Origin of the sequence: Streptomyces nitrosporeus (assembly GCF_008704555.1) — a bacterium.
GTDB lineage: Bacteria > Actinomycetota > Actinomycetes > Streptomycetales > Streptomycetaceae > Streptomyces > Streptomyces nitrosporeus.
Window position 1 is genome coordinate 3354538 of sequence record NZ_CP023702.1, and the last position, 25863, is coordinate 3380400.

The window sequence follows — 25863 nt, forward strand, 5'->3', positions numbered from 1 at the left end:
GGCCTGACAAAGGCCACTTATCACTCAAGACGTACACGTACTTTGGCTGCATCTTGTCGCGGCCGGGCGCATTCTCATATGCGGGCGGCATGGGCAGCGGAGGGGGCTTCCCCAACTGTACCGTGCTCAACCATGCAGAATTGCCCCCTCCGCTTCTCTCGCGGAGGGGGCAACTGTGTTCGTACGGAGCGGAGGGGACGTGCCGGGCCGCCGTCACCGGACCGGTGGGTCCGGCGAGGGCACGGCTCCCGGGCTCAGCCGCCGGCGACGGCCGGGATGATCGAGATTCCGGCGCCGTCCGGGGTGGGCGTCTGCAGGCCGCTCTCGAAACGCACGTCGTCGTCGTTGACGTAGACGTTCACGAAGCGGCGCAGCTTGCCCTGGTCGTCCAGGACGCGGGCGCCGATGCCCGGGTGGTTCTTCTCCAGGGACTCGATGACCTCGGAGAGGACCGCGCCCTCCGCCTCGACCTCGGCCTGGCCGCCCGTGTAGGTGCGCAGAATGGTGGGGATACGGACCTTGACGCTCATGTGGGTGCCTTCCTTCGGTCCCGGGGTGGTCAGTTGGCGGCGGCGAGGCCCGCGTCGCGGAACGCGTCCAGGCTGGGCCGGATCGTCGCCGTGAGGCCGGTCGTGGGGGCGACCGCGTCGAGGGTCTTCAGCCCGTCACCGGTGTTCAGCACGACGGTGGTCAGCGACGGGTCGAGCAGGCCCGCCTCGATCAGCTTCTTCGTCACGCCGACCGTCACCCCGCCCGCGGTCTCCGCAAAGATTCCCTCGGTGCGGGCCAGCAGCTTGATGGCGTCGACGACCTGCTCGTCGTTCACGTCCTCCACCGCGCCGCCGGTACGGCGGGCGATGTCCAGGACGTACGGGCCGTCGGCCGGGTTGCCGATCGCCAGCGACTTGGCGATGGTGTTCGGCTTCTGCGGGCGCACCACGTCGTGGCCGGCCTTGAAGGCGGTGGACACCGGGGAGCAGCCCTCGGCCTGGGCGCCGAAGATCTTGTACGGCCGGTCCTCGACGAGACCCAGCTTGATCAGCTCCTGGAGACCCTTGTCGATCTTCGTGAGCTGCGATCCGGACGCGATCGGGATGACGATCTGGTCGGGCAGCCGCCAGCCGAGCTGCTCGCAGATCTCGTACGCCAGGGTCTTGGAGCCCTCGCCGTAGTACGGGCGGAGGTTGACGTTGACGAAGCCCCAGCCCTCGCCGAGCGGGTCGCCGATGAGTTCGGAGCAGAAGCGGTTGACGTCGTCGTAGTTGCCGTCGATGCCGACGAGTTCGCCGCCGTAGACCGCGGCCATGACGACCTTGCCCTGCTCCAGGTCCTTCGGGATGAAGACACAGGAGCGCAGGCCGGCGCGGGCGGCCGCGGCGCCCACGGCGCCGGCGAGGTTGCCGGTGGAGGAGCAGGAGAGCGTGGTGAAGCCGAAGGCGCGGGCCGCCTCGACGGCGATCGCGACGACACGGTCCTTGAAGGAGTGCGTCGGGTTGCCGGAGTCGTCCTTGACGTACAGGCCACCGGTGACGCCCAGTTCACGGGCGAGGTTGTCGGCCTTGACCAGCTTGGTGAAACCGGGGTTGATGTTGGGCTTGTCCGCGACATCCGCCGGGACCGGCAGCAGCGGCGCGTAGCGCCAGATGTTCTCCGGGCCCTCGGCGATGCGCTTCTTCAGCTCCTCGGGAGAGCCGCTCGGCAGGTCGTACGCCACTTCGAGCGGCCCGAAACAGGACGCGCAGGCGAAAACGGGACCGAGCTCGAAACGCTCGCCGCATTCGCGGCAGGAAAGCGCCGCGGCGGGACCGAAGTCCACGGTGGAAGAATCAGTGTTCGCTGCAACAGTCTGCACAGCCATGATGGCGGAGGCCCTTTCTCCTCATCTTCCTTGCGACGTATTTCGCCACAAGACGGAATTGGCACCTTCCCTACCGTGACCTCGCGGTCGGCAGGAGGGTTGCCGGGACTTCAACGGGCCGTTCCCTCAGTCCCTCTGGATGAGCGCTATGGCACCGGACCACGGTCCGGGCATTTTTCACGGACCGGACCCGGGATGCGGGTGCCGTCCGTGTTGCTCAAGACTGTAACCGAAGCCCCGGGCGATGGAGAGAGTCGTCCGTACCGCGAGATGGATCACACAACAGGGAGTACCGACGGTGCTGGAAGAGGTCGAACGCTGGCTGAGCAGGCGTTCCTGGGCAGCAGCCGACCGTCCGTTGGACCGCCTCACGACGGCCCGGGCGAAGGATCCCCACCGTGCGAGCGTCAGCGTCGTGCTGCCGGCGCTGAACGAGGAGGCGACGGTGGGCGCGATCGTCGCGGAGATCCGGCGCGAACTGATGGAGAAGGTCCGGCTGGTCGACGAACTGGTGGTCATAGATTCCGGTTCGACCGACGGCACCGCCGCCGCCGCCCGTGAGGCGGGGGCCAGGGTGGTGCACCGGGACGTGATCCTGCCCCGCATACCCGCCGTCCCCGGCAAGGGGGAGGTCCTGTGGCGGTCGCTCCTCGTGACCAGCGGTGAGATCGTCTGCTTCATCGACGCCGATCTCCGGGACTTCTCCGCGGACTTCGTCTCCGGGACCGTCGGCCCCCTGCTCACCGACCCCGGCGTGCAGTTCGTCAAGGCCATGTACGACCGGCCGCTCGGTGAGAGCACAGGCCAGGGCGGCCGTGTCACCGAGCTGATGGCCCGCCCGCTGCTCAACCTGCACTGGCCGCAGCTGGCCGGTTTCGTCCAGCCGCTGGGCGGCGAGTACGCGGTGCGGCGCTCCCTGCTCGAACAGCTCCCCTTCCCCACCGGTTACGGAGTGGAACTGGGCCTCCTCGTCGACGCCCTCCACACGGTCGGCCTGGACGCGCTCGCGCAGGTCGACGTCGGGGTGCGCAGACACCGCCATCAGGACGGCCGGGCACTGGGGCGGATGGCCGCGACGATCTACCGCACGGCGCAGCTGAGGCTGTCCCGGGGCCATCTGGTGCGGCCCGAGATCACCCAGTTCGAACGGGGTGAGAACGGCTTCGAACCGCTCACCTATCCGGTGGACACCGTGGAACGGCCGCCGATGGCCGAGGTCGCGGAGTACCTCTCCCGCCACGCGGCATAGCGTTCCGGCCGTGCCGGGGGCCTGGGCGGGTCCGGCCGCCGGATGACGTTTGACGGCTTGCCCGACGGGCTAGGTTCGGGTACATGGTCGCCCAGAACTCCGCCCAGGTCCTCGTCGCGTCCAACCGCGGCCCGGTGTCGTACGCCCTCCACGAGGACGGCTCGATCGGCTCCAGGAGGGGCGGGGGCGGGCTGGTCTCCGGCCTGAGCGCCGTCGAGGACAAGGTGTGGGTCTGCGCGGCCCTCGGCGACGGGGACCGGGAGGCCGTCCGGCGCGGGGTGTCCGAGCCGGGCGTACGGATGCTCGACATCGACCCCGCCGTGCACGCGGACGCGTACAACGGCATCGCGAACTCGGTGCTCTGGTTCGTCCACCACATGCTCTACCAGACGCCGGTGGAGCCCGTCTTCGACGCGGGGTTCCGGCGGCAGTGGGCGGCCTACGAGGCGTACAACCGGGCCTTCGCCGAGGCGCTGGCCGAGGAGGCCGAGCCGGGGGCGGCGGTCCTGGTGCAGGACTACCACCTCACCCTCGCCCCCGGCATGCTCCGCGAACTCCGCGAGGACCTGCGGATCGGGCACTTCTCGCACACCCCCTGGGCCCCCGTGGACTACTTCCGGCTGCTGCCCGACGACATCGGCGAGCAGGTCCTGCGCGGCGTCCTGGGCGCCGACCGCGCCGCGTTCCTCACCCGGCGCTGGGCCGACTCGTTCACCGAGTGCTGCACGAGGATCCTCGGCGGTACCGGACGCACCAGGATCGGTGTGCACGGGCTCGGGGCCGACGCGGACTTCCTGCGCCGGCGCTCGCGCGAGGCGGACGTGGACACGTGGGTGGCGACGCTGCGGGAGCAGGTGGGGGCGGACCGGAAGACCATCGTCCGGGTCGACCGCACCGAGCTCTCCAAGAACATCGTGCGCGGCCTGCACGCCTTCCGGTCGCTCCTGGAGGAACGCCCGGAATGGCGTGAACGCGTGGTGCACGTGGCGTTCGCCTACCCCTCGCGCCAGGACCTCGCGGTGTACCGCGACTACACGGCCGAGGTCCAGCGGGTCGCCGACGACATCAACGCCACCTACGGCACGGCCGGCTGGACCCCGGTCCTGCTCCGCGTCGACGACGACTTCGCCCGTTCGCTGGCCGCCTACCGGCTGGCCGACGTGGCCCTGGTCAACCCCATCCGCGACGGCATGAACCTGGTCGCCAAGGAGGTCCCCGTCGTCTCGGACCACGGGTGCGCCCTGGTGCTCTCCCGGGAGGCGGGGGCCTACGAGGAGATGGGCGAGGACGCGATCGTGGTCAACCCGTACGACGTGACGGCCACGGCGGCGGCCCTCCACGAGGCGCTGACCATGGGCGGCGACGAGCGGGCCGGCCGCACGAAGCGGCTGGCGGACGCCGCCACCGCCCTTCCGCCGCAGCAGTGGTTCCTGGACCAGCTGGAGGCGCTGCGGAGCTGACCGGGCGCCCCGCCCTGCCCGGGGCTTCCGGCCGGCGGGGCGCTCCCGGCCGGCCGGAGCTCTCAGCCGGCAGGGGTTCTCAGCCGGCCGGGAGCTCCCGAGCCCTCCGCAGGTGGCCGGCCAGCGCGCCGAGCAGTCCCACCACGGCCTCGGGGCCCGGCAGCACCAGATCGGCCCGTTCGGCGAGCTCGGGGACCTCGGTCCCGCTGCACACCAGCAGACCGGCCACGCCTTCGGCGCGGAGCCGGTCCACCGCACCGTACGCGGCGAGGTCGCCGAGGTCGTCCCCGGCGTAGAGGACGGCACGGGCGCCGATCCCGCGTACGTGGGCGGTCAGGGCCACCCCCTTGTCCACGCCCGGCGGGCGCAGCTCCAGGACCATGCGGCCCGGTTCGACCATCAGGCCGTGCCGGTCGGCGAGGTCCGCCAGCGGGCCGCGCAGCGCGTCGAAGGCCGCCTGCGGGTCGGCGGCGCGGCGGGTGTGCACGGCGACCGCGTGGCCCTTGTCCTCGATCCAGGCCCCTTCCACACCGGCCCTCTCCAGCAGGCCGGGAAGCTCGGCGCGGACGGCCTCGACGCCGGGGGCCGGGGCGGGCGCGCGGACGGTGTCGGTGGCGGCGTCCCAGCGTTCGGCGCCGTAGTGCCCGAGGACGACGAGATGGTCCAGGCCGGGGGCGCCGGCGAAACCCCCGTAGCGGACGGCGACGTCCGCCGGGCGGCCGGTGACCACCGCGACGGAGGCGACCAGCGGGGCGAGCGCGGACAGGGCGGGGACGGCACCGGGGTGGGCCCGGGACTGTTCCGGGTCCGGGACGATGTCGGCGAGCGTGCCGTCGAAGTCCAGGGCGACGACCGCGTCGCCGGAGTGGGCGAGGAGCGCGGCGAGGCCTTCACGGCCTGCCTGGGTGGACGGGACCGGCAGGGGCTGGGGGTGGTCCGGGGTGGCCATGCAACGAGCGTATCGGGGGCGGCCGCCCGGGGCGGACGCGGCGCGGGGTGCGGCTGGATCGTGCGGGCCGACCGGCCTGACGGGGGCGTACGGCGACGGCCCCGCGGGGTGCGTGGGGAGCCCGGTAAGCGGCGCGGCCCCACAGGGCGCATGGCCCGGACGGCGGCCCCGCGGGGTGCGTGGCCCGGACGGCGGCGGCCCCGCAGGGCGCATGGCCCGGTGTCAGCGGTGGCCGCGGCGGGATTCGCGGACCCTGCGGAGGCGGTTGACCGTGACGGGGTCCTCCTCCAGGGCCCTGCGGTCGTCCAGCAGGGCGTTGAGGAGCTGGTAGTAGCGGACCGGGGAGATGCCCAGCTGTTCCCTGATCGCCCGTTCCTTGGCGCCGGGCCCGGCCCAGGACCGCCGTTCCATGGCCAGCACCGAGCGCTCCGGCCCGGTGAGCGATGCGGGGGCGGGCGCGGGGGTCTCCCGGGCTTCGGGGCCCGGCGTACCGGCGCCGGGCGCGCCGGGTCCCTGCGTGTCCGGTACCGGTGTACCGGGGGCGGATGTGCCGGGACCCGGTGTCTCGGGGTCCGGGGGGCCGGGGTCCGGAGCGGGTTCGGTCATATCAACCAACCTACTCCGCGTTCCCGGCCTCGTCGGCCGCCGTTTGTATGCGTACGCAACAAAACACGCTAGTGGACTAGACCTTTTAGGGGTCGTCGGGCGAAACTGTCTTCCGTGAGACATGTCATCGCCCTCGATGTGGGCGGCACAGGAATGAAGGCCGCGCTGGTCGGGGAAGACGGCACCCTGCTCCACGAGGCACGCCGGGCCACCGGCCGCAAGCGCGGCGCCGACGCCGTCGTGGACACCGTCCTCGGTTTCGCGGCGGATCTGCACACGTACGGCAAGGAGCACCTCGGCGAAGGTGCCGTCGCCGCCGGCGTCGCCGTACCGGGCATCGTCGACGCCGAGCACGGCATCGCCGTGTACTCCAGCAACCTGGGCTGGCGGGACGTGCCGATGCGGGCCCTGATCGCCGAGCGGCTCGGCGGCATACCCGTCGCGCTCGACCACGACGTCAGGACCGGCGGACTCGCCGAGGGCCGGATCGGCGCGGGCCAGGGCGCCGACCGCTTCCTCTTCGTGCCGCTGGGCACCGGTATCGCCGGCGCCATAGGCATCGGGGGCACCATCGAGGCGGGCGCCCACGGCTGCGCGGGCGAGATCGGCCACATCGTCGTACGTCCCGACGGCCCCCGGTGCGGCTGCGGTCAGCACGGCTGCCTGGAGTCGCTGGCCTCCGCCTCCGCCGTGTCCCGGGCCTGGGCCGAGGCGTCCGGTGACCCGGAGGCCGACGCGGCCGACTGCGCCGCGGCCGTGGTCTCGGGCGACCCGGCCGCGCTGCGGGTGTGGCGGGACGCCGTCGACGCGCTCGCCGCGGGCCTGGTCACCGCTCTCACCCTGCTGGACCCCCGCGTCCTCATCATCGGTGGCGGACTCGCCGAGGCGGGCGAAACCCTGTTCACACCACTGCGCGCGGCCGTCGAGGAACGGATCACGTTCCAGAAGCTGCCCCGCATCGTCCCGGCGGCCCTCGGGGACACCGCCGGATGCCTGGGCGCAGGGCTGCTCGCCTGGGATCTTCTCTCCACGGAGGTATCCGTCTGATGGCCCACCGCGCAGACAGCACAGTCCTCGAAGGGGCCCGGGTGGTGCTGCCCTCCGGGACCGTCGAGAACGGCCGGGTGATCGTCGAAGGCAGCAGGATCACCGGCAGCGCACCACAGGACGCCCGGACCGTCGCCCTGCCGGGCCACTGGGTGGTCCCCGGCTTCGTGGACATGCACAACCACGGTGGCGGCGGTGCCTCCTTCGCGACCGGGACCGCCGAGGACGTCCTGACCGGTGTGCGGACGCACCGGGCCCACGGCTCCACGACCGTCGTCGCCTCCACCGTCACCGGGGACCTGGACTTCCTGGCCCGGCAGGCCGGGATGCTCTCCGAACTCGTCGAACAGGGCGAACTGGCCGGGGTCCACTTCGAGGGTCCGTTCATCTCCCCCTGCCGCAAGGGCGCCCACAGCCAGGAACTGCTGCGCCACCCCGACCCCGCCGAGGTCCGCAAGCTGCTCGACGCCGCCCGCGGTACGGCGAAGATGGTCACCCTGGCCGCCGAACTGCCCGGCGGCATCGACTCCGTACGGCTGCTCGTCGAGCACGGGGTGATCGCCGCGGTCGGGCACACCGACGCCACCTACGAGCAGACCGTCGAGGCGATCGAGGCCGGCGCCACCGTCGCCACCCACCTCTTCAACGCGATGCCCCCGCTCGGCCACCGCGCCCCCGGGCCGATCGCCGCGCTCCTGGAGGACGAGCGGGTGACCGTCGAGCTGATCGACGACGGCACGCACCTGCACCCCGCCGCCCTCGAACTGGCCTATCACCGCGCGGGCGCCGGCCGGGTGGCCCTCATCACCGACGCCATGGACGCGGCGGGTGTCGGCGACGGCCGGTACGTCCTCGGCCCGCTCGACGTCGAGGTGAAGGACGGGGTCGCCCGGCTCGTGGACGGCGGTTCGATCGCGGGGTCCACCCTCACCCTGGACACCGCGTTCCACCGGGCCGTCACCGTCGACAGGATCCCCGTCGAGGACGTCGTCCGCTCCATCTCCGCCAACCCCGCCCGCCTGCTCGGCCTGGACGACAGGGTCGGCTCCCTGGAACCGGGCAAGGACGCCGACCTCGTCGTGCTGGACGAGGACTTCCGGCTCAAGGGCGTCATGCGGCGCGGCGAGTGGATCGTCGACCCGCTCGCCGGTTGACGGCCGACAGCCCCGCCGGACACCGGCCGGGCGCATAACGAAGAGACGGCGGTTGCCCGGCGGGACTGGGACGGCCGCCGCCTCTTTGGCATGATCACCGGGGCGGCACGCCACCCGCGGGACAGCCCCGGAACCGGTGTGCGGACACGGACCGCAGCAACGAACCGGGGGGCAGGTGCAGGTGATACTGACCGTCACGCTGAACACCGCGCTCGACCTGACGTACGCCGTCCCCGCCCTCGTCCCGCACACCGTCCACCGGGTCCGCGAGAGCGTCGAGCACCCCGGCGGCAAGGGCGTCAACGTGGCCCGGGTGCTGCGCGCGCTGGGACACGACAGCGTCATGACCGGTTTCGTCGGCGGCGCCACCGGGGCCGCCCTGCGCGAGCGGATCGCCGCGCTCCCGCACCGCCCCGCCGACGCGTTCGTCGAGGTCGCCGGCGCCACCCGGCGCACCGTCGCCGTCGTCGACCGGGCCACCGGCGACACCACCCAGTTCAACGAGCCCGGCCCGCACATCGGGCCCGGCGAGTGGGCCGCCTTCCTCGACCGGTACGCGGAGCTCCTCCGCGGCGCGGACGCGGTGGCCCTCTGCGGCAGCCTTCCGCCCGGCATCCACGTCGGCGCGTACGCGGAACTGGTCCGTCTCGCCCGTTCCGCCGGGGTACCCGCGCTCCTGGACACCAGCGGGGAGCCCCTGCGCCGGGGCATCGCCGCCCGCCCCGACCTCGTCAAACCGAACGCCGACGAGCTGGCCCGGCTGACCGGCTCGCGTGAACCGCTGCGCGCCACCCGCGACGCCCGCCGCCGGGGCGCCCACGCGGTCGTCGCGTCGCTCGGCCCGGACGGTCTGGTCGCCGTCACCCCGGACGGCACCTGGCGGGCCGCGCCCCCGGCCCCGGTGCGGGGCAACCCGACCGGGGCGGGCGACTCCGCCGTCGCCGGGCTGCTCTCGGGGTTCGTCGAGCGCCTGGACTGGCCCGGCCGGCTGGCCCGTGCGACGGCCCTGGCGACCGCGACCGTACTGGCGCCCACCGCCGGCGAGTTCGACCCGGCGGCGTACGGGGAGCTGCTGCCCCGCGTCACCGTCGAGCAGCTGCCCTCCGCCGCCTGAACCCCCCGGGCCGCCCGGCCCGTCCCACCCTGACCTCCGGACCGCCCGGACCCCCGACGCACCGGCGCCCCGGCCCGCGGGTGCGGGACGGGGCGCGGCGGACACTGCGGGACGGGGCTACTGCTGGTGGCCCGCCTTCAGCTCCAGCTGGTCCAGGTTGGCGTCGCAGGAGTCGCCCTCACGGCACGACAGCATGAGGGTGTTGGTCCCCTTCTTGAGCTGCACGTACGCGTAGGTGTTCGTCCAGCCCTTCTCCAGGTCGCCCTCCGCCGCCTGCGCGAAGTTCTTCATGTTGATGGAGCGGGGCTCCTCGCCGTTGACCGTCAGGGACGTCTTGGCGTCCTTGCCGGGCACGCCGTACGTCACGTAGAGCGTGTACGGGCCGTCCTCCGGCACCTCGACGGTCCAGGTCGCCGACCGGCCGACCTCGTTGAGGCTGATGTACTGGCCGTTCGCGCCCTTGGCGCCCTTGACCGAGTTGTCCAGGCCGGCCGTGCCGCCGAGCGTCAGCGTCGCCGCGTCCTGCTTGGGCAGCTCCACCGGTCCCTTCGACGGCTCGGCGGACTTCGTCGGCTCCTCGGACGGCTCGACCTCGCCGGCCGGGCCCTGCGAGGAACCCGCCTCGTTCTTCTCGGTGTCGTCACCGTCGTCGCCCGTCATCAGGGCGGCACCGATGCCGATGAGCACGACCGCGACCACGGCGACCGCCGCGATCAGCAGTGCCTTGGTGTTCGGGCCGCCACGGCCCCCGCCCGTGCCACGGCCGCCGGTGCCGGGCCCGACGGGCTGCGTCGGCGCGCCGCCGGGGTAGGTCTCGGGCGCCGCGTACTGCGGGCTGGGCCGGCCGTACTGCGGCGGGGGCTGCTGGCCGTGGGCCTGCTGCGGGACCTGCCCGTACTGGCGCTCACCGACGGCGCGTACCTGGTTGTACGAGGTCCTGGGCACACCGGGCTGCGCTCCGGCCGGGCCCGGGTAGCCGTAGCCGCCCTGGCCGGGCGGCTGGGCGCCCGCCGCCTGCCCGTCCGCGTACAGATAGCCGAACGGATCGTCGTCCTCGGGCTTGCTCGCGCCGTTGTTTCCGGCCGTCATCCCTGGGTCACTCCTCACCATGTCGCCAGCCGTCGCCGACCGGCCGAGCCTACCCCGAACGGAGCAGACGTCGAATTGCCTCCGGCCGCCCGGGGAACCGGGACGTGGTACGGGAAGGGCCGACGCGTGAACGTCAGCCGGCTCTGCGGTGAACCTTGGAACGGGACCGCTTCTCCACGTACATCCGCTGGTCGGCGGAGCTCAGGACCTCTTCCACCGTCATGCCGCACTCGGCCCAGCCGATACCGAAACTCGCCCCGACCCTGACTGCCCGGCCGTCCACCCGGATGGGCGGAATAATGGCGTTACGCAAGCGTACGGCCAGATCTGCGGCATCTGCGGCCCCGAGCCCGTCCGCGAGGACGACGAATTCGTCACCCCCGAGCCGTGCGACGGTGTCCCCGTCGCGCACACAGGTCGAGAGCCGCCGGGCCACCTCGACCAGGACCGCGTCACCGGTGTGGTGCCCGAAACGGTCGTTGATGGACTTGAAACCGTCGAGGTCGCAGAAGAGGACGGCCAGCCCCTTCGCCCCGTCGTCGCGCTCCGCGTCCGGCGCGGCGGTGTGCACATGGTGGTCGTACGGCCCCCCGCCGGGCGCCCCCTCCCCGTCGTAGCCGTCCGCGCGGTAGCCGTGGGCCATGGCCGCGTCCACGTCCGCGTACGCCGCGTCCAGCGCCTCGACCGCGGTGGTCGCCACCGAGTGAGGCCTCTCACAGAGCCGGGCGCTGAGCCGGGAACGCAGCTCGGCGCTGTTGGGCAGACCGGTGAGCGCGTCGTGCGAGGCCCGGTGCGCCAGATGCAGTTCGTTGCGCTTGCGCTCCTCGATGTCCTCGACATGGGTGAGCAGGAAGCGCGGACCGTCCGCGGTGTCGGCGACGACGGAGTTGCGCAGCGAGACCCAGAGGTAGGTGCCGTCGCGCCGCCCCAGCCGCAGCTCCGCCCGGCCGCCCTCGGCGGACGTACGCAGCAGGGTGCCGATGTCCTCGGGATGGACCAGGTCCGCGAAGGAGTGGCGGCGCAGCACGGACGCGGGGCGGCCCAGCAGCCGGCAGAGCGCGTCGTTGGTCCGCAGCAGCCTGCCGTGCTGGTCGCCGCCCATCTCGGCGACGGCCATGCCGCTGGGGGCGTACTCGAATGCCTGGCGGAAGGATTCCTCACTGGCCCGGAGCGCCTGCTGCTCGCGCTCCAGCCGGACCAGGGCCCGCTGCATGTTTGCTCGCAGACGGGCGTTACTGATCGCAATCCCCGCCTGGGACGCGTACATCTGGAGGGCCTCACGGCCCCAGGCCCCCGGGCGGCGGCCGTTGCGCGGGCGGTCCACCGAGAGGACACCCAAGAGGTCCAGACCTCCGCCGGAGGCGTACATGGGGGCGTAGAGGCGGTCCAGGGGGTGCCACTCGTCCTCGAAGCGGGGCTCGGGCCCCTCGGTGTGCCACTGCGGCACGTCGTCGTCGAGGAGGACCCAGCCCTCGGTGTGCGGGATGAAGCGGAGTTCGTCCCAGGCCTCCCCCATCGACAGCCGCCGCTCCCAGGAACCCCGGGAACCGATGCGTCCGGTGATCAGGGCCTCCGCCGCGGCGTTGCCCGCGAAAGCGGCGACGACGAGGTCACCGTCGGGGCGGACCAGGTTCACGCAGCCCAGTTCGTACCCCAGCCCCGTGACGATGCCGTCGGCCACGGCCTGCAACGTGTCGGCCAGACTGCGCGCCCTGTTGAGGTCGGCGACGGCCTGGTGCAACTGCCGCATGGTCGCAAGACGGACGTACGGCTCCGACTCGGCCTCCATCGCTCGCACTCCCCGAGACCTCGACAGCAACTCCAGGTTTCATATCGACGTACTTATCGCAGTGTCACGGCAACTGAATCACAGTGAGCTGTGCAGTCGGTACACAGGGTCAGCAAATAATGCCCTCTGTGGCTCAAGTCACACCAACTGTCACAGATGTGGCGGCCGTTCACCAGGTCCCGCCGGCGCCGCCCCGCACCGTCCTCCCACCCTCCCCGACTGCCCCACCGCTCCCACCAGCCCCTCCCTTGCTTTCCCGGACGCAAATACCCGGCGCCCGGCGTCCGACGGGACCCCGGTCCTAGGACCCGGCTGGTTCCCTGGCCCGATGTGGCGGCGCATCCGGCACCACTAGCGTGCCGGATGTGCCGCAGAAGACCTCCCCCACCCCGCGCCCCGTGTCCGTACCGCATGCTGAAGGGGTGAGCAACGACGAATTCCGTGCCGCCCTGGCCCGTCTCGCCGCCGGGGTGGTGCTGGTCACCGCCGAGGAACCGCCGCTCGACGAGCACGGGCGCGGTGAGGACGTCGGGATGACGGCGACCTCCTTCGTCTCCGTCTCCCTGGACCCGCCGCTGGTCATGGTGAGCCTGCGCAATGACTCGCGGATGGACGACCTGCTCGCGGAGCAGCCGCTGTGGGCGGTCTCGGTGCTGGCGGAGGGGCAGCGGCAGATCGCGGCCCGGTTCGCGATGAAGGGGCGGATCAGCGACCGGCTGCTGTTCGAGGAGATCGCCTACCTGCGGGGCGGGATGACGGGGGCACCGCTGATCGGCGGGGCCCTGGCCACACTGGAGTGCCGTACGGAACAGCGGGTGCGGGCGGGCGATCACACGCTGGTGATCGGCCGGGTGCTGACCGCGTCCCTGCCGAGGACGGACGGCGAGCCGTTGGCGTACTTCAAGGGGAACTACCGCCGGCTGGGCTGAGCGCCGCCGGCCCCGGACCGGGCGAGTCCGTCCGGCCCGGGCAGGACCCGGCCGCCCGAAGGCCCGGGCGCGCCCGAGGGCCCCGGCACACCCGAAGGCCCGGCCTCACCGGTCGCTGCCGGTACCACCGTTCACGGCCCGGTCTCACCAGTCGCGGCCTGAGCGGCCCCGCTTGGTCTCGCCCCGCTGCTTCTTCTCGCGCAGCCGGCGCTCGTTGATACCGCGGGGGATCTTCTTCTTCCGGCGCGGCTTCGGCGGCGGGGCGGTGGCCTCGGCGAGGAGGGCGGCGAGCCGCACGGCGGCCGTCTCGCGGTTGCGCCACTGCGAGCGGTGGTCCGAAGCGCGCACCGACACGACGCCGTTGACCAGCCTGCCCGCCAGCCGTTCGAGCGCCCGGTCCTTCCACACCTCGGGCAGCGCCTCGGTCGCGGCGAGGTCGAACCTGAGCTCCACCTGGGAGTCGCTGGTGTTGACGTGCTGGCCCCCGGGGCCCGAGGAGCGCGAGAAACGCCACATGAGCTCGGCCTCCGGCAGGGAGACCGAACCGCGGATGACATAGGGCCCGGACATGTCACCCATGGTCCCCGCCGCACCGCCCCTTCGTCACCTCGTTTTGCGGGGGCGGCGTTTCCGAAGGCATCCGGGGCATTCGGGCGGAAGTTCGGCAAAGAAAGTAAAGCGAACAGGAACCTCGTGGTCCTCTGCCTGCGTTAGGACCAGTGACGGTAGCTTTCGTGATGGCACGAAGCCCGCACATGACGAGGAAAGGGACATCCCATGGCAGTAAGCCTGTCCAAGGGCGGCAACGTCTCGCTCACCAAGGAGGCACCGGGCCTGACCGCCGTCACGGTCGGCCTCGGCTGGGACGTCCGCACCACCACCGGTACCGACTTCGACCTCGACGCCTCGGCGATCGCGGTCAACGCCGCCGGCAAGGTCTACAGCGACGGCCACTTCGTCTTCTTCAACAACAAGTCGACACCGGACCAGACCATCGTCCACACCGGTGACAACGTCACGGGCCAGGGCGAGGGCGACGACGAGCAGATCAACGTCAACCTGGCGGGCCTCCCGGCGGACATCGACAAGATCGTCTTCCCGGTCTCGATCTACGACGCCGAGTCCCGCAGCCAGAACTTCGGCCAGGTGCGCAACGCCTTCATCCGCATCGTCAACCAGGCCGGCGGCACCGAGATCGCCCGTTACGACCTGAGCGAGGACGCCGCCACGGAGACCGCCATGGTCTTCGGCGAGCTCTACCGCAACGGCGCCGAGTGGAAGTTCCGCGCGGTCGGCCAGGGTTACGCCTCGGGCCTGCGCGGCATCGCCCAGGACTTCGGCGTCAACCTCTGACCCGTCGCCCCACACCGTCACCGGAGCCCCGGAGGCATCACACCGCCTGCCGGGGCTCCCGTGCGTCACGACGAGGCGGCCGCTACCGGCCGAGTGCCGCCGTGCCCGCGGCGGCGAACTTCTCGTCCAGGTCTCCGCTGGGCGCGCCCGCGACCCCGATGCCCGCCACCGGGGCGCCCTTGGCCTGCACCGGGGTACCGCCGGCCAGGAACAGGGTGCCGGGGATGTCCTTCAGGTTCGGGGCCTGCTCCAGCCGCTTCGTCAGCTCGGAGGTGGGGGCGTTCCAGGAGACCGCGGTGTACGCCTTCTTCACGGCGGACTCCGGGGACTGCGGACCGGCCCCGTCGCCGCGCAGCGTCACCAGGGTGTTGCCGTTGCGGTCGACGACGGCGACCGAGACCCGCTGGTTCTCCTTCTTCGCCGCGTCCAGGGCCGCCTGAGCCGCCTTGGTCGCCGCGGCCAGCGTCAGATGGGTGGACTCCTGGAGGTTCCGGTTCGCGGTGTCCGCCTTCACGGCGGCGGCGGGCGCGGCGGCCGGGGCCGACGCGCTCGCCGACATCGCGCCGAACGTTCCGGCGCCCAGCGCCGCGACGGCGACGGCACCGGTCAGGACACGGGTGCGCGGCGACAGCTTCTTCATGGTGGCTCCTCGGGTGCTCTTGCCCCGGACAAAACCGGCTCGGCTCCGAACCGGCCCCGTCCGGACCGTTCTGCTTACGCCTCGATGCTCCGCCCCGGACCGGGCCGGCCGCGTCGGCGCAACGGGCGGACCCGGACGGCGTACCGGCCGACGGCTCCGTCCGCCGATCGGTTGATGCGCGGACCGGCGAACCGCGTCACCATGGAAGGTCCCCGCAGGTCAGCGGCGGGGTACGGAGTCGTCGGCGGGGCGTCAGGGAGCGCGAGGTACCAGGTGCAGCACGTAAGTGGGCCGGCCCCGGACACACCACCGGGGATGCCCCCGGGCACGCGTCCGGCTGTACCACCGGCCACGGACCCGGTTTCCGGCACGGACGCGGTTTCCGGCACGGACCCGGGTCGCGGCACGGACGCGGCGTCCGGCGACCGGCGGCTGGCGCTGCTGATGCACGCCGCGTTCTTCCTGCTGCTCGGGGCCTCACTGGCCCGCTTCCTGATGCGCCACCCGGGCGAGGCGCGGACCCCGTGGATCATCGCGCTGTCGGTCTTCCTCGCGGTACTCCACCTGCTCGGGCCGGTACTCGGCTCCCGGCCCACGCCCCGGCGGCTGGCCTGGCTGGGGGTGCTCGTCGCCGTCTGGACACTGCTCGTCGTGCTGGCCCCCAGCTTCGCCTGGTGCGCGGTGCCGTTGTTCTACACCGGACTGCGCATCCTGCCGCCGCGCGCCGCGATGGCCCTGGTCTGTCTGCTCACGGTGTTCGTCGTCGCCGCCCAACTGCGGCTGGCCACCGGCTTCGACCCGATCCTCGTCCTGGCCCCGCCCGCCGTCGCCGCCGCCGCGACCGCCGTGTTCGTGCAGATGCAGCGTCAGTCCGTACGCCAGCGGGAACTGGCCGCACAGCAACGCGGGCTGATCGACGACCTGTTGCGCACCCGGCGTGAACTGGCCGCCACCGAACGCCGGGCGGGCACCCTCGCCGAACGCCAGCGGCTGTCCATGGAGATCCACGACACCCTGGCCCAGAGCCTGTCCAGCCAGCGGATGCTGCTCCAGGCCGCCGACCGCTCCTGGGACGCCGACCCGGCCACCTCCCGGCAGCACGTACGGACGGCGGCCGGCATCGCGGAACGCGGCCTGGCCGAGGCACGCCGCTTCGTGCACGACCTGGCCCCCGCCGATCTGGCCGGTGAGGGCGGGCTGGAAGCGGCTCTGCGGGCGCTCGCCGAGCGTGAGACGGCTCAGGCCCAGGGCGCGCTCACCGTCCGCTGCCATGTGGAGGGGACCCCGTCCGCGCCGCTGCCGGACCGGGTGCAGTCGGCGCTGTTGCGGATCGCCCAGGGCGCGCTCGCGAACGTCTTCGAACACGCCGGGGCCACCGCCGCGGCCCTCACCCTGACCCACCTCGGCGACCGTGTCGTACTCGACATCGCGGACAACGGACGCGGTTTCACCCCCTCGGGAGACGCCCGCCGCCCCGCCGGCGGGGTACGCGGACACGGGCTGCCCGCCATGCGGGCCAGGGTCGGACAGCTGGGCGGCACCCTCACCGTCGAATCCGCCCCGGGCGAGGGCGCCGTCCTCTCGGCCGCCGTACCGCTGGCCTCGGCAGGCCCTCCGGACCCGGCCGCCCCCCGAACCGCCCCGCCCGCCCCGCCCGTCCCCCCTGTCCCGCCCGTCCCGGAGGAACGCCCGTGAACGCCGCCGCCGTACGGATCCTGCTCTGCGACGACCACGCCGTCGTACGCGCGGGGCTGCTCGCCCTCCTCGGCGGAGAACCCGGTATCGAGGTGGTCGGTGAGGCGGGCAGCGGCGAGGAAGCCGTCACCCTGGCCGCCCGGCTCACCCCGGACGTCGTCCTGATGGATCTCCAGCTGGGGCAGGGCATCGACGGCGTCGAGGCGACCCGCCGTATCGCCACCGCCCGCACCGCCCACGTCCTCGTCCTCACCACGTACGACACCGACGCCGACATCACCCGCGCGATCGAGGCGGGCGCCACCGGCTACCTGCTGAAGGCGGAACGCCCGGAGGAACTGTTCGCCGCGATCCGCGCGGCCGCCCAGGGCCGCACCACGCTCTCCCCGCCGGTCGCCGACCGGGTCATGGCCCGGATGCGGCACCCCCGGCCCACCCTGACGGAGCGCGAACTCGACATCCTGGGACAGCTGTCCGGGGGCCTCGGCAACCGGGACATCGCACGGGCCCTGTTCATCAGCGAGGCCACCGTCAAGACCCACCTGGGGCGGATCTACGAGAAGCTGGGCGTCGAGACCCGGGCCGGTGCGGTCGCCGTGGCGAAGGAGCAACGGCTGCTGCGGTGAGGGGGAGCCGGCCGGGCCCCTCCCGCCCGGCCCCCACCGTCCCCGCCCCCGCGCGGCCCGCCGCCCCGCGGCCCGGAACGGTCCGCTCGTCATCGCCCGCCCACCGGGCATGACACCATCGACGCGTGCTCGACATCGGCTACTCCCTCTCCCGGCGCTTCCCGGACCCCCCGCAGACCGACTACCGCCGCGCGGACGTCCGCGCCCTGCGGCACGACCTGTTCTGCGGTGACGTCTACCTCGCCGACACCAAGGCGGACCGCGAGGTGTCCACAGCCTGGGGATGGGTCCCGGTGCTCGACTTCGCCTGGGCCCTCTGCGACATCGTGGAACAGCTCGACCAGGACCCGCGGGGCAGCCGGTCCCACCGGCGGCAGTACGCGGAACTCGACTTCACCGAGTCCTCCGACCGCATGCTCTTCGAGCGCCGCTTCGGCTGGGTGGACATCGAGGCCGACTGGATGCCCGGCGAGGAACCCCCGATCACCTTCAGCCACTCCTTGCTGCGCCGCGAGGCCCGGGACTTCCTGCACGATCTGATCGCCGACCTCACCGACATGCACGAGGGGCTGGGCGACAACCCGGCCGTCTGGGACCTCCAGGCCCGCTTCCCCCGCCTCTGACCCCCGGGCCGACGGGCCCGGCCCCGGCGGACCCCGGTACGGCGGACCCGGTCCCCGGCGGGGCGTCCTACGCCTCCACCCGCACCCCGATCTGCGCGGCGAACGCCGGGGCCAGCTCCATCAGCTGCAGAGGGCTGATCACCGCCCCCGCCAGCCGGTCCACGCCCCGGGCGATGTCCAGTTCGGCCACCGCGCGCAGGTCGACCGACTCCATCCGCGCGGCGCTGAAGTCGGCACGCCTCAGCACGCAGTCCCGGAACTCCACCCGGGTCAGGTGTGCCTCGCCGAAATCCGGCTCCGCCAGCACACAGCCCTCGAACACGACGTCCGTCAGCCGCGCGGTCCGCAGATTCAGGTAGTCGATCTTCCCGCCCCTGACCACCACCCGCTCCAGTACCGCGCCGTGCAGCTGGGCGCCGCCCAGCCGGGCGTCCACGATCTCCACATCACGCAGCGACGCCCCCGCGAGCTCCGTGCCCACCCCCCGCACCCCGGTCAGTACGGAGTCGATGAACCTGGCCCGCCCCAGCTCCGCGCGGTCCAGGGCGCAGTCCCGCAGCTCGCAGTCCATGAAGCGGGACCCCGGGCCCACCGCGTCCGCGAGGTCGGTGCCCCCGAAGCACAGGCCGTCGTAGTCCCCGTCCGGCTCCAGCCCCTCGTCCTCGTACGCGACGAGGGGAGGCAGCCTGATCTCCGGGCGCCGCGCCCCGGCCACCGCGCGCTTCGCGCCCCCCGCCGCACGCTTCGCACCCGCGCGTCCGCCCCTGACTCCGCCGCCGTTCTCCACCATGCCCCCATCGTGACGTACGCCACTGACAGTCCGGCCATGTCACGGACCGCCCCCTGCCGTCCGTCCCCCGTACAGAAGCTCCGGCCGTCCATGAGGAGAAGGGGAACCGGTCATGCAGCACATCCATGTCGTCGGCGGAGGCCTCGCCGGGCTCGCCGCCGCCGTCACCGCCGCCGAATCAGGGGCCGCCGTCACCCTGTACGAAGCCCACCGCACCCTCGGCGGGCGGGCCAGGACCGCCGGAGGCGCCCACCTGGCCAACGAGGGGCCGCACGCCCTGTACAACGGCGGGCCCCACTGGGCCTGGCTCCGGCGGCGCGGGCTCCTCGGGCCGGTCGCGTCCGTACCGCCTCTCGAAGGCACCCGCTTCCGCTTCCGCCGCCGCGGGCGCCTGCGCAGGGTGCCGCCCCTCGCCATGCTCCGGCTCGCCCGCCACCGGGGTCCGGCCCCCGCCGGAACCGACTTCCTCGGCTGGGCGACCCGGCGGGCGGGGGAGGAGGCCGCCCGCACGGCAGCCCACTACATGGGGGTCGCGCTCTTCCACCACGACCCCGGGGCGCTCTCGGCCGCGTTCGTCCAGGAACGTCTCCGCCGCGCCACCGCGCTGCCGCCCGAGGCCCACTACCCCGTCGGCGGCTGGGCCGGGATCGTCGGCCGCACCGCTGACCACGCCCGAAACCTCGGCGTCCGGATCGAGACCGGCGCACGCGTCGACGCCGCCGCGCTGCCCGGCCTCACGCGCACCGGCCCGGTGATCGTCGCCACCCACCTGGCGGCCGCCCGCGCCCTGCTCGACGATCCGTCGCTGACCTGGGACAGCGGCCGCGCCGCGCTGATCGACCTGGCCCTGCGGTCCCGGCGGGGCGACGCGTTCATCGTCTCCGACCTCGACGCACCCGGCTGGATCGAACGCTTCACCGCTCCGGACCCCGGGCTGGCACCCGCCGGCGAAGAGCTCGTCCAGGGGCAGATCCCCCTCGCACCCGGCGCCCCGCGCGCCGAGGGCACCCGCCGGGCCGAGGAACTCCTCGACCTGGGCTTCCCCGGCTGGCGCGACCGCGTCACCTGGCGGAGTGACGCCCTCTCGTCCGGCCGCACGGGGGCGGTCGACCCTCCCGGCACCACCTGGCGCGACCGGCCGGCCATCGACCGCGGTGACGGCATCCTGCTGGCCGGTGACCAGGTCGCCGCCCCCGGACTCCTCAGCGAGGTCTCCTTCAACAGCGGCATCGAGGCGGCCGTACTGGCCCTGGGCCGGCTCAGGAGGCCCGCCCGGCCGACGGCGGCCGGGGCCGGTACCGAGGAGCCCTGAGACCTCCGCCCGCCCCGCGGCACACGACGCCCCGGCCGCCCGCACCCCCACGGCGAACCGCGGCCTCGTGGCAGGCAGCGAGCCCACGCCGGCACGTCGTGCCTGGACCGGAGCCCAGCTCCCACGGCAGGTACTCCCGCTGGATCCGCGCCCGCACAGCCGCTTCGAATGGGTGCTGACCTGTGAATACTCCTCGTGACGGAAGAACGGAGTGGCCGTGATCAGCGATCTGGAGCACTGGTCCGGACGCCGCAGGATCCGCACCGACGATTCGCGAATATTCGAGAATCACGGCGGACAGAGCGCCATGGGCGGTTCCACCCTGGAGACGGCCCCACTGGGTCATCCGGGTGAGAGGGGAACGACGTTGGCAAGGCGACTTCGCTTCATCGGCACCAACTCCGGCAACGACGGCTGTCCGACGCTCTACGAAGACCTGGACACGGGTGAGGTCCTGGTCCAGGGCGACGCTGTGACCGACCCGGACGACGTGGCCCAACTCCGCAACGTCAAGCCCGGGGAGGGGTTCGTGATGGTGCCGCGCGTGCTCCTGGCCGACTTCGCGCCGAGGGACGTGGACCGGGTGCCGGCAGTGATCAGCTTCGAAGGGTTCGGCGAGATGTTCCGCACCTTCGAGCACACCGCCTGGCGGCTTGAGACCCGCCGCCGATACCGGTCGGACGAGGAGACCGAGACCTACGGCCGGTTCACCCGGGGCGAGGACGCCGCATGGGACCTGGACGACCCCTGGTGCGTCTCCCGACGCGAGCAGTCCGCCCTCGGCAAGCGATTCGAGCGCGTACGCATCATGGACAACCCGCCGACCCCGGGGCAGCGGTACCTCCTCGACAACGCCCGTCGCAACAGCGCCGTGGGAGAGGACATCCGGAACCTGTGGCGGAGCGACGCAGAACGGCTGAAGCTCCCCGAGGAGGACTTCTGGCTGTTCGATTCACGCGTCATCGCACGGCTTCACTTCGATGACGACGACCGGATGACCGGCGTCGAACTCGTCACGGACCCCGTGGAAGTCCTGCACGCCTGCCAGGTCCGCGATGCCGCCTGGCACCACGCGGTCCCTTATGACCGGTTCGAGGGCCAGGTACCTTCCGCCGAGTGAGCAACGACTTTCAACAGGCCCGAGTGGCCCTTGGCGCGCGGCTCCGTGAGCTGCGCGCCGCACGGGGCTTCACAGGGCGCGAACTGGCGGCGGTGTTGCGCTGGCCCCAGTCCAAGGTCAGCAAGCTGGAGACAGGGCGGCAGACCGCCACAGCGGACGACCTCCATGCATGGGCGCAGGCAACAGGGCATCCGGAGACCGTCGATGAACTGATCACCCGCCTGCGTACGCTGGAGTCCCGCTCCCGGTCCTGGCGGCGCCAGCTTGCCGCTGGGCACAAGCCCGTCCAGGACGCTCTCACCGCTGAGTACGAGCGATCCCGGACGTTCCGGGCCTGGCAGGGCTCCATGGTCGTCGGGATGCTCCAGACACCGGACTACGCCCGCCACGTGTTCAGCCGGTACGTCGACCTCCACCGGTCCGTCCGGGATGTGGAGGAGGCGGTGCGGGCCCGCGTGAGGCGCCAGGAAATGCTCTACGAGCCGGGGAAGACCTTTCACATCATCATGTGGGAAGCCGCTCTCCATGTCCTGGTCTGCCCGCCGCCGGTACTGGCTGCCCAACTCGACCGGCTCATGGGTGTGCTGGGGCTCGACACCGTCACTCTGGGAATCGTCCCGCTGGGCGCCCCTCTCAAGCTCCCGCCGGCCAACGCGTTCTGGCTGTACGACGACCGCTTGGCCATCGCCGAGGACTGGCACGCGGAACTGTGGCTGGACGACCCCGTGACCGTCGGCGTGTACCAGCGGGTCTGGCAGACACTCGCTGACTCCGCCGTCTACGGGGCGGTAGCCCATCGCGTGATCACACGCGCCCGGCGGGCACTCGACCTCAGCTGAGAATCACCCCGAAGAAGCCCCGACGACGCTCGAATCAAGGCGAATCAGGGCCGCCAAACAGCACCCGGGGCTCATACCGTCCTGGTGTGGTCCGAGGCATTCGGAGCGCTGGAGGGGACGGTGAGGCATGAACGAGGCGGACGACCGGTGCATGGAGCACACGGGCCGCGACAAGGGCCACACGACCTTCGCCAGGAGATTTGAGGACGTGGTCCTGGTGGAGCGGCTGGAGGGCTCCGCGTGAGGTGGCTCCCGGCCCTGGCGGTCACCTTCGTCGGCGCGGTCGGTGTCGTGGCCGTGGCGATCACCATCCGGTGAATTGGCCGCGGTTCGCGTGGACCACCGCCGTGTTCACCGTCCGGGCGGCCATCGCGTTCTTCCTGACCGCTCACTGAGATTCCCGCACGCTCCCGCCGGACGGCGGACCAGGGAGCGGGCAGGGCTCCTCCGTGCGGAAACCGCCGGAGGGGAACATCCGCCCCGGGGTGGGACGGCCCTTCGCCGGTCGCCCGGGGCGAACACAAGCCGAGCCGATGCGGCTCGGTCTGACTCCACTGTCGAGAGGAGCACGGCATGGGATGGGGAACGGGTAAGGGCGGCAGCGGAGGCAACGGACAGCACTCGGGAAACAAGGACCCGGGCACGTCCAAGCCGTCGAGCGACACGGCCAAGCCGAAGGACCCGCCGAAGCACAAGAAGGACTAGTCCACGTGACGGCAAAGGATCTCGCAGCGTCCGAACAGATCGCCATGCGCGATCTGTTCGGCGCGGTGAACAACGACCTGGACGCCCCGCTGGGGCCTGGGTGGGAGCGCGCGGCCTGGGCGGTCCCCCGCCACCGGTTCCTCCCGGATCGCATCTACCTGGGGGAGGAACTGGAACCGTGCAACCGGGCGGAGGCGACGGAAACGTGGTTACGGGCCGCCTACACCAACGACTCCGTGGTGACCCAGATCAACGACGGGGAGGACCCTGGCGACGGGGAGCGGTGGGCGTCGTCCTCCGCATCGGCCCCCGGCATCGTGTTCCGCATGCTCGGCATGCTGGACCTGGCCGCCGGACACCGGGTTCTGGAGATCGGGACCGGGACAGGGTGGAACGCGGGTCTCCTCGCTCACCGCCTGGGCGCGGAGAACGTCACCACGGTGGAAGTGGACCCGGTCCTGGCGGCGGACGCAGATATGCGTCTCCGGAAGGCGGGCCTGGCTCCGGCGGTCGTCTTCGGGGACGGCGCCCGGGGTCACGCGTCCTGCGGACCGTACGACCGGGTGGAGGCCACGTGCTCCGTGCGGTCGGTCCCCAGGGCGTGGGTGGAACAGACCCGGCCCGGTGGGATCGTGCTCACGCCGTGGGAGACGCCCTGGCTGAGCTACGGCCTGTTGCGCCTGAAGGTGGGCGTCCAGGGCGACGCGTCGGGCCGTTTCTCCCCCCACTCCGCGTTCATGCTCATGCGGAACCAGCGCAGGGACTTGCGGATCTACCGGGACGTGGTCCGCGATGCCCACCAGCCGGACGAGTACCGGACCGGACTCTCCCCATGGGCGGTCGCCGGAGACGACTGGGCCGCCCAGTTCGCCATGGGCCTCCAGCTCCGTGACGTGTGGTGGACCTGGCACGACAACCCCGACGTGGACGGGGTGGCCTCCAGGCTGTGGGTCGCGACGACCGACGCCACGTCCTGGGCGGCCGTCGACCGGGACGGGAAGTCGGACGACCGGTTCACCGTGTGGCAGCACGGCCCCCGACGCCTATGGAACGAGGTGGAGGCAGCGCACACCTGGTGGATCCACGCCGGCCGGCCCGGACCCGAGCGGTTCGGGCTGACCACCGCCCCGGGCACCCGTGAGCGGGTCTGGCTGGACACGCCGGACCGGCCGGTCCCGGCCACCGGCTGACCGCACCATGACCGGCCCCGGTCGTCCGCCGCCCGTGGCGGCTGACCGGGGCCACCGCCACGTCCGCTCTGAGATGCCGGGGCGGCCGTTCGCCGGGGCACGGTGCGACCCCGTGACGCCCTACCCGCCCGTCCCCAGCCTGTGGAGAGCGTCGTCCGTCAGACGGTTCACGGTCCACTCGTCCATCGACACCGCTCCGAGCGACTTGTAGAACTCGCGGGCGGGCACATTCCAGTCGAGCACCGACCACTCCAGCCGTCCGTAACCGCGCTCCACGCATATCCGCGCCAGCTCCCGCAGCAGCGCCTTGCCGTACCCCCCGCCGCGCCGTTCCGGGCGTACGTACAGGTCCTCCAGGTACACCCCGTGCACACCGCGCCATGTCGAGAAGTTGAGGAACCAGACGGCGAAGCCCACGACTTCGCCGTCCTCGTCGTCCACCGCGACGAGGGCGTGAGCGGCCGGGCGCTCGCCGAACAGCGCCTCGCGCAGCTGCTCCTCGGTGGCCTTCGCCTCGTCGAGGGCCTTCTCGTACTCGGCGAGTTCACGGATCAGGGTGTGGATGACGGGGACGTCTGCGACGGTGGCGGCACGAATCATGGGGGCAGCCTAAGGGGTTCGCGGAGAATCGACTCGCGGGTTCCGGGCCCTGAAGCGGCAGGTCAGCGCGTCGGCCGGCCGCGTGCTGTCCTGCTGCGAGCTCTCAAAGACCGCACCCCCGCTCAGTTCCGTCCCCGCAGCAGCCGGGCGATCTCCGCGTGGTCGGGGGACAGCCGCCGGGTCCACTCGCCGGTGGTCCACATCGCGTTCTGCAGCACCCGGCCCATCGTCCACGCGGCGGCCCGCCCCCGGTCCAGCCCCAGCGCCTCCGTCAGCAGATCGAACCGCCAGAGCACCTCGGATGCCTCGAACCGGTTGTCCAGAGCGGGGAACAGCTCGAACCCCGGGTCACCGGCGAGGGGCTTCGGGTCCAGGGCGATCCACTCACCGGACCGGCCCTCCTCGGCCCGCCCGGCCAGGATGTTGTCGTAGTGCAGGTCCCAGTGCAGCAGGCGGTCCCCCGGTTCCCCCGCGACCTCCCGTACGGCGGCGGCGCAGTCCAGCAGCAGCCGCCGCTCGTCCTCGCCTGCCAGTTCCGCGGCCACCCCGGGAGCCGCCGCGAGCATCCGGGCCGCCACGCCGGACAGCCGGCGCATCCCCTCCGGAGCCGGTACGGCCACCAGCCGCGCCAGTACCCCCGCGAGGATCCGCGCGGCCTCCCGGCCGTCGGCGAGGCCGTTCAACGGGCGCCGCTCGTCCAGCCGTTGCAGCAGCATCGCCCCGGTCTCCGGGTCGTGCTCCAGCAGCCCCACCGCCCCCGCGCCGGCCGCGCCCCACTCTCGCAGCGCGACCGGCTCGTCCACCGTCTCCTCGTCCACCGACTGCAGTTTCAGCGCGGCCGGCCCGCCGTCCTCCCGCCGCACCGGCAGCACCAGCGCGCACATCCCGTACATCACGGGCCCGTCCGGCCGCAGCCCCCACCGGTCCAGGAACCCCTCCGCCAGGCCCGGCAGCCCGGCGACGAACGCCCGCCCCGCCGCGCCCCTCAACTCCGCCTGCACAGACGCGAAACCCTCGGGAACCTCGATCACGCCCCAAGCCTACGAGCCGCCCACGACGAAACCCCCCGCGCCGCAGTAACGTCCCCCCAGCAACCCGGCCGCCCGGCCGCACACGGCCGGACCGT

General features: G+C 72.6%; 25 protein-coding genes, 1 pseudogene and 1 riboswitch. Of the genes and pseudogenes, 15 read left to right on the top strand and 11 right to left on the bottom strand.

The features are described 5' to 3' along the window. Positions 1-254: 254 nt before the first annotated feature. On the bottom strand, positions 255-530 hold the full coding sequence (locus CP967_RS14805) for a MoaD/ThiS family protein (RefSeq protein ID WP_150488434.1): 276 nt from the start codon (positions 528-530) through the stop codon (positions 255-257). A 29-nt stretch (positions 531-559) separates the two neighbouring features. Further along, positions 560-1858, bottom strand: a complete 1299-nt coding sequence (gene thrC / locus CP967_RS14810; protein ID WP_150488435.1) for a threonine synthase — start codon at positions 1856-1858, stop codon at positions 560-562. A gap of 18 nt (positions 1859-1876) precedes the next feature. Next, positions 1877-2004: riboswitch (SAM riboswitch) on the bottom strand. Positions 2005-2156: 152 nt separating this feature from the next. Between thrC and CP967_RS14815 the strand changes: the two genes are divergently transcribed. Then, positions 2157-3107: a glucosyl-3-phosphoglycerate synthase gene (locus CP967_RS14815; RefSeq protein ID WP_150488436.1), complete on the top strand. Its 951-nt coding sequence runs from the start codon at positions 2157-2159 to the stop codon at positions 3105-3107. 83 nt (positions 3108-3190) lie between these two features. Next, positions 3191-4567 (top strand): alpha,alpha-trehalose-phosphate synthase (UDP-forming), encoded by a 1377-nt coding sequence (locus tag CP967_RS14820; protein ID WP_150488437.1) that lies wholly within the window; start codon positions 3191-3193, stop codon positions 4565-4567. A gap of 79 nt (positions 4568-4646) precedes the next feature. Here CP967_RS14820 and otsB read toward each other — a convergent pair whose 3' ends face one another. Further along, entirely contained in the window at positions 4647-5516 is an 870-nt protein-coding gene (otsB, locus tag CP967_RS14825; protein WP_150488438.1) for a trehalose-phosphatase, read from the bottom strand. Between the two features lie 222 nt (positions 5517-5738). Beyond that, a pseudogene (locus CP967_RS35415) lies at positions 5739-5987 on the bottom strand (DUF3263 domain-containing protein); the annotation flags it as partial. A 249-nt stretch (positions 5988-6236) separates the two neighbouring features. Here CP967_RS35415 and CP967_RS14835 point away from each other — a divergent pair. The 3 genes from CP967_RS14835 to CP967_RS14845 all read left to right on the top strand — a co-directional run bounded on the left by CP967_RS14835 (position 6237) and on the right by CP967_RS14845 (position 9437). Further along, a complete protein-coding gene (locus tag CP967_RS14835; protein ID WP_150488440.1) occupies positions 6237-7169 on the top strand; it encodes an ROK family protein in 933 nt (310 codons plus the stop codon). Then, on the top strand, positions 7169-8323 hold the full coding sequence (nagA, locus tag CP967_RS14840) for an N-acetylglucosamine-6-phosphate deacetylase (RefSeq protein ID WP_150488441.1): 1155 nt from the start codon (positions 7169-7171) through the stop codon (positions 8321-8323). Before CP967_RS14835 ends, nagA begins: the two co-directional genes overlap by 1 nt. Positions 8324-8504: 181 nt before the next feature. Next, the gene (locus tag CP967_RS14845) at positions 8505-9437 is read left to right on the top strand and encodes a 1-phosphofructokinase family hexose kinase (RefSeq protein ID WP_150491851.1); all 933 of its coding nucleotides are present in this window, start codon (positions 8505-8507) and stop codon (positions 9435-9437) included. A 117-nt stretch (positions 9438-9554) separates the two neighbouring features. Here CP967_RS14845 and CP967_RS14850 read toward each other — a convergent pair whose 3' ends face one another. Together CP967_RS14850 and cdgB are read right to left on the bottom strand one after the other, a co-directional pair. Next, entirely contained in the window at positions 9555-10526 is a 972-nt protein-coding gene (locus CP967_RS14850; protein WP_150488442.1) for a carbohydrate-binding protein, read from the bottom strand. A 133-nt stretch (positions 10527-10659) separates the two neighbouring features. After that, positions 10660-12315, bottom strand: coding sequence for a diguanylate cyclase CdgB (gene cdgB, locus CP967_RS14855; RefSeq protein WP_150488443.1), 1656 nt, complete (start codon positions 12313-12315; stop codon positions 10660-10662). Positions 12316-12737: 422 nt separating this feature from the next. Between cdgB and CP967_RS14860 the strand changes: the two genes are divergently transcribed. Then, positions 12738-13244 (top strand): flavin reductase family protein, encoded by a 507-nt coding sequence (locus tag CP967_RS14860; RefSeq protein ID WP_150488444.1) that lies wholly within the window; start codon positions 12738-12740, stop codon positions 13242-13244. Between the two features lie 144 nt (positions 13245-13388). Here CP967_RS14860 and arfB read toward each other — a convergent pair whose 3' ends face one another. After that, complete coding sequence (gene arfB, locus CP967_RS14865) at positions 13389-13823, bottom strand: alternative ribosome rescue aminoacyl-tRNA hydrolase ArfB (protein ID WP_150488445.1); 435 nt, start codon at positions 13821-13823, stop codon at positions 13389-13391. Between the two features lie 198 nt (positions 13824-14021). Here arfB and CP967_RS14870 point away from each other — a divergent pair, with 198 nt between their 5' ends. Next, entirely contained in the window at positions 14022-14597 is a 576-nt protein-coding gene (locus CP967_RS14870; RefSeq protein ID WP_150488446.1) for a TerD family protein, read from the top strand. Positions 14598-14679: 82 nt separating this feature from the next. Here the strand turns inward: CP967_RS14870 and CP967_RS14875 are convergent, their stop codons facing one another. Then, positions 14680-15237, bottom strand: a complete 558-nt coding sequence (locus tag CP967_RS14875) for a GlcG/HbpS family heme-binding protein (protein ID WP_150488447.1) — start codon at positions 15235-15237, stop codon at positions 14680-14682. 315 nt (positions 15238-15552) lie between these two features. Between CP967_RS14875 and CP967_RS14880 the strand changes: the two genes are divergently transcribed. From CP967_RS14880 to CP967_RS14890, 3 genes are all read left to right on the top strand, one after another. Beyond that, positions 15553-16932 (top strand): sensor histidine kinase, encoded by a 1380-nt coding sequence (locus CP967_RS14880; RefSeq protein WP_150488448.1) that lies wholly within the window; start codon positions 15553-15555, stop codon positions 16930-16932. Further along, positions 16929-17558, top strand: coding sequence for a response regulator (locus CP967_RS14885; RefSeq protein WP_150488449.1), 630 nt, complete (start codon positions 16929-16931; stop codon positions 17556-17558). The genes CP967_RS14880 and CP967_RS14885 overlap by 4 nt, the downstream gene beginning before the upstream one ends. Before the next feature lie 125 nt (positions 17559-17683). Beyond that, positions 17684-18181: a hypothetical protein gene (locus tag CP967_RS14890; RefSeq protein WP_150488450.1), complete on the top strand. Its 498-nt coding sequence runs from the start codon at positions 17684-17686 to the stop codon at positions 18179-18181. Positions 18182-18248: 67 nt separating this feature from the next. Here CP967_RS14890 and CP967_RS14895 read toward each other — a convergent pair whose 3' ends face one another. Beyond that, positions 18249-18971, bottom strand: a complete 723-nt coding sequence (locus CP967_RS14895) for a pentapeptide repeat-containing protein (RefSeq protein ID WP_150488451.1) — start codon at positions 18969-18971, stop codon at positions 18249-18251. 112 nt (positions 18972-19083) lie between these two features. Between CP967_RS14895 and CP967_RS14900 the strand changes: the two genes are divergently transcribed. From CP967_RS14900 to CP967_RS14915, 5 genes are all read left to right on the top strand, one after another. Then, positions 19084-20283 (top strand): NAD(P)-binding protein, encoded by a 1200-nt coding sequence (locus CP967_RS14900; RefSeq protein ID WP_150488452.1) that lies wholly within the window; start codon positions 19084-19086, stop codon positions 20281-20283. A 367-nt stretch (positions 20284-20650) separates the two neighbouring features. After that, positions 20651-21403 carry a DUF6879 family protein gene (locus CP967_RS14905; RefSeq protein ID WP_150491852.1) on the top strand — a complete coding sequence of 251 codons (753 nt, stop codon included), beginning with the start codon at positions 20651-20653 and terminating at the stop codon, positions 21401-21403. Beyond that, positions 21400-22242, top strand: coding sequence for a helix-turn-helix domain-containing protein (locus CP967_RS14910; protein WP_150488453.1), 843 nt, complete (start codon positions 21400-21402; stop codon positions 22240-22242). The genes CP967_RS14905 and CP967_RS14910 overlap by 4 nt, the downstream gene beginning before the upstream one ends. 573 nt (positions 22243-22815) lie before the next feature. Further along, entirely contained in the window at positions 22816-22947 is a 132-nt protein-coding gene (locus tag CP967_RS35125; RefSeq protein WP_268253036.1) for a hypothetical protein, read from the top strand. Positions 22948-22952: 5 nt separating this feature from the next. Beyond that, the gene (locus CP967_RS14915) at positions 22953-24137 is read left to right on the top strand and encodes a methyltransferase domain-containing protein (protein WP_229888468.1); all 1185 of its coding nucleotides are present in this window, start codon (positions 22953-22955) and stop codon (positions 24135-24137) included. 120 nt (positions 24138-24257) lie between these two features. On the opposite strand, the gene CP967_RS14920 is transcribed toward CP967_RS14915, so the two are convergent. Together CP967_RS14920 and CP967_RS14925 are read right to left on the bottom strand one after the other, a co-directional pair. Continuing rightward, on the bottom strand, positions 24258-24737 hold the full coding sequence (locus tag CP967_RS14920) for a GNAT family N-acetyltransferase (protein ID WP_150488454.1): 480 nt from the start codon (positions 24735-24737) through the stop codon (positions 24258-24260). Positions 24738-24859: 122 nt separating this feature from the next. Continuing rightward, on the bottom strand, positions 24860-25768 hold the full coding sequence (locus CP967_RS14925) for an aminoglycoside phosphotransferase family protein (protein ID WP_150488455.1): 909 nt from the start codon (positions 25766-25768) through the stop codon (positions 24860-24862). Positions 25769-25863: the final 95 nt, after the last annotated feature.

Excerpts from the sequence above, each read along its gene's own strand:
- CP967_RS14805 (WP_150488434.1), bottom strand. The coding sequence starts at position 530 with ATGAGCGTCAAGGTCCGTATCCCCACCATTCTGCGCACCTACACGGGC.
- thrC (WP_150488435.1), bottom strand. The coding sequence starts at position 1,858 with ATGGCTGTGCAGACTGTTGCAGCGAACACTGATTCTTCCACCGTGGAC.
- CP967_RS14820 (WP_150488437.1), top strand. The coding sequence starts at position 3,191 with ATGGTCGCCCAGAACTCCGCCCAGGTCCTCGTCGCGTCCAACCGCGGC.
- otsB (WP_150488438.1), bottom strand. The coding sequence starts at position 5,516 with ATGGCCACCCCGGACCACCCCCAGCCCCTGCCGGTCCCGTCCACCCAG.
- nagA (WP_150488441.1), top strand. The coding sequence starts at position 7,169 with ATGGCCCACCGCGCAGACAGCACAGTCCTCGAAGGGGCCCGGGTGGTG.
- CP967_RS14850 (WP_150488442.1), bottom strand. The coding sequence starts at position 10,526 with ATGACGGCCGGAAACAACGGCGCGAGCAAGCCCGAGGACGACGATCCG.
- cdgB (WP_150488443.1), bottom strand. The coding sequence starts at position 12,315 with ATGGAGGCCGAGTCGGAGCCGTACGTCCGTCTTGCGACCATGCGGCAG.
- arfB (WP_150488445.1), bottom strand. The coding sequence starts at position 13,823 with ATGGGTGACATGTCCGGGCCCTATGTCATCCGCGGTTCGGTCTCCCTG.
- CP967_RS14870 (WP_150488446.1), top strand. The coding sequence starts at position 14,022 with ATGGCAGTAAGCCTGTCCAAGGGCGGCAACGTCTCGCTCACCAAGGAG.
- CP967_RS14875 (WP_150488447.1), bottom strand. The coding sequence starts at position 15,237 with ATGAAGAAGCTGTCGCCGCGCACCCGTGTCCTGACCGGTGCCGTCGCC.
- CP967_RS14880 (WP_150488448.1), top strand. The coding sequence starts at position 15,553 with ATGCCCCCGGGCACGCGTCCGGCTGTACCACCGGCCACGGACCCGGTT.
- CP967_RS14895 (WP_150488451.1), bottom strand. The coding sequence starts at position 18,971 with ATGGTGGAGAACGGCGGCGGAGTCAGGGGCGGACGCGCGGGTGCGAAG.
- CP967_RS14900 (WP_150488452.1), top strand. The coding sequence starts at position 19,084 with ATGCAGCACATCCATGTCGTCGGCGGAGGCCTCGCCGGGCTCGCCGCC.
- CP967_RS35125 (WP_268253036.1), top strand. The coding sequence starts at position 22,816 with ATGGGATGGGGAACGGGTAAGGGCGGCAGCGGAGGCAACGGACAGCAC.
- CP967_RS14920 (WP_150488454.1), bottom strand. The coding sequence starts at position 24,737 with ATGATTCGTGCCGCCACCGTCGCAGACGTCCCCGTCATCCACACCCTG.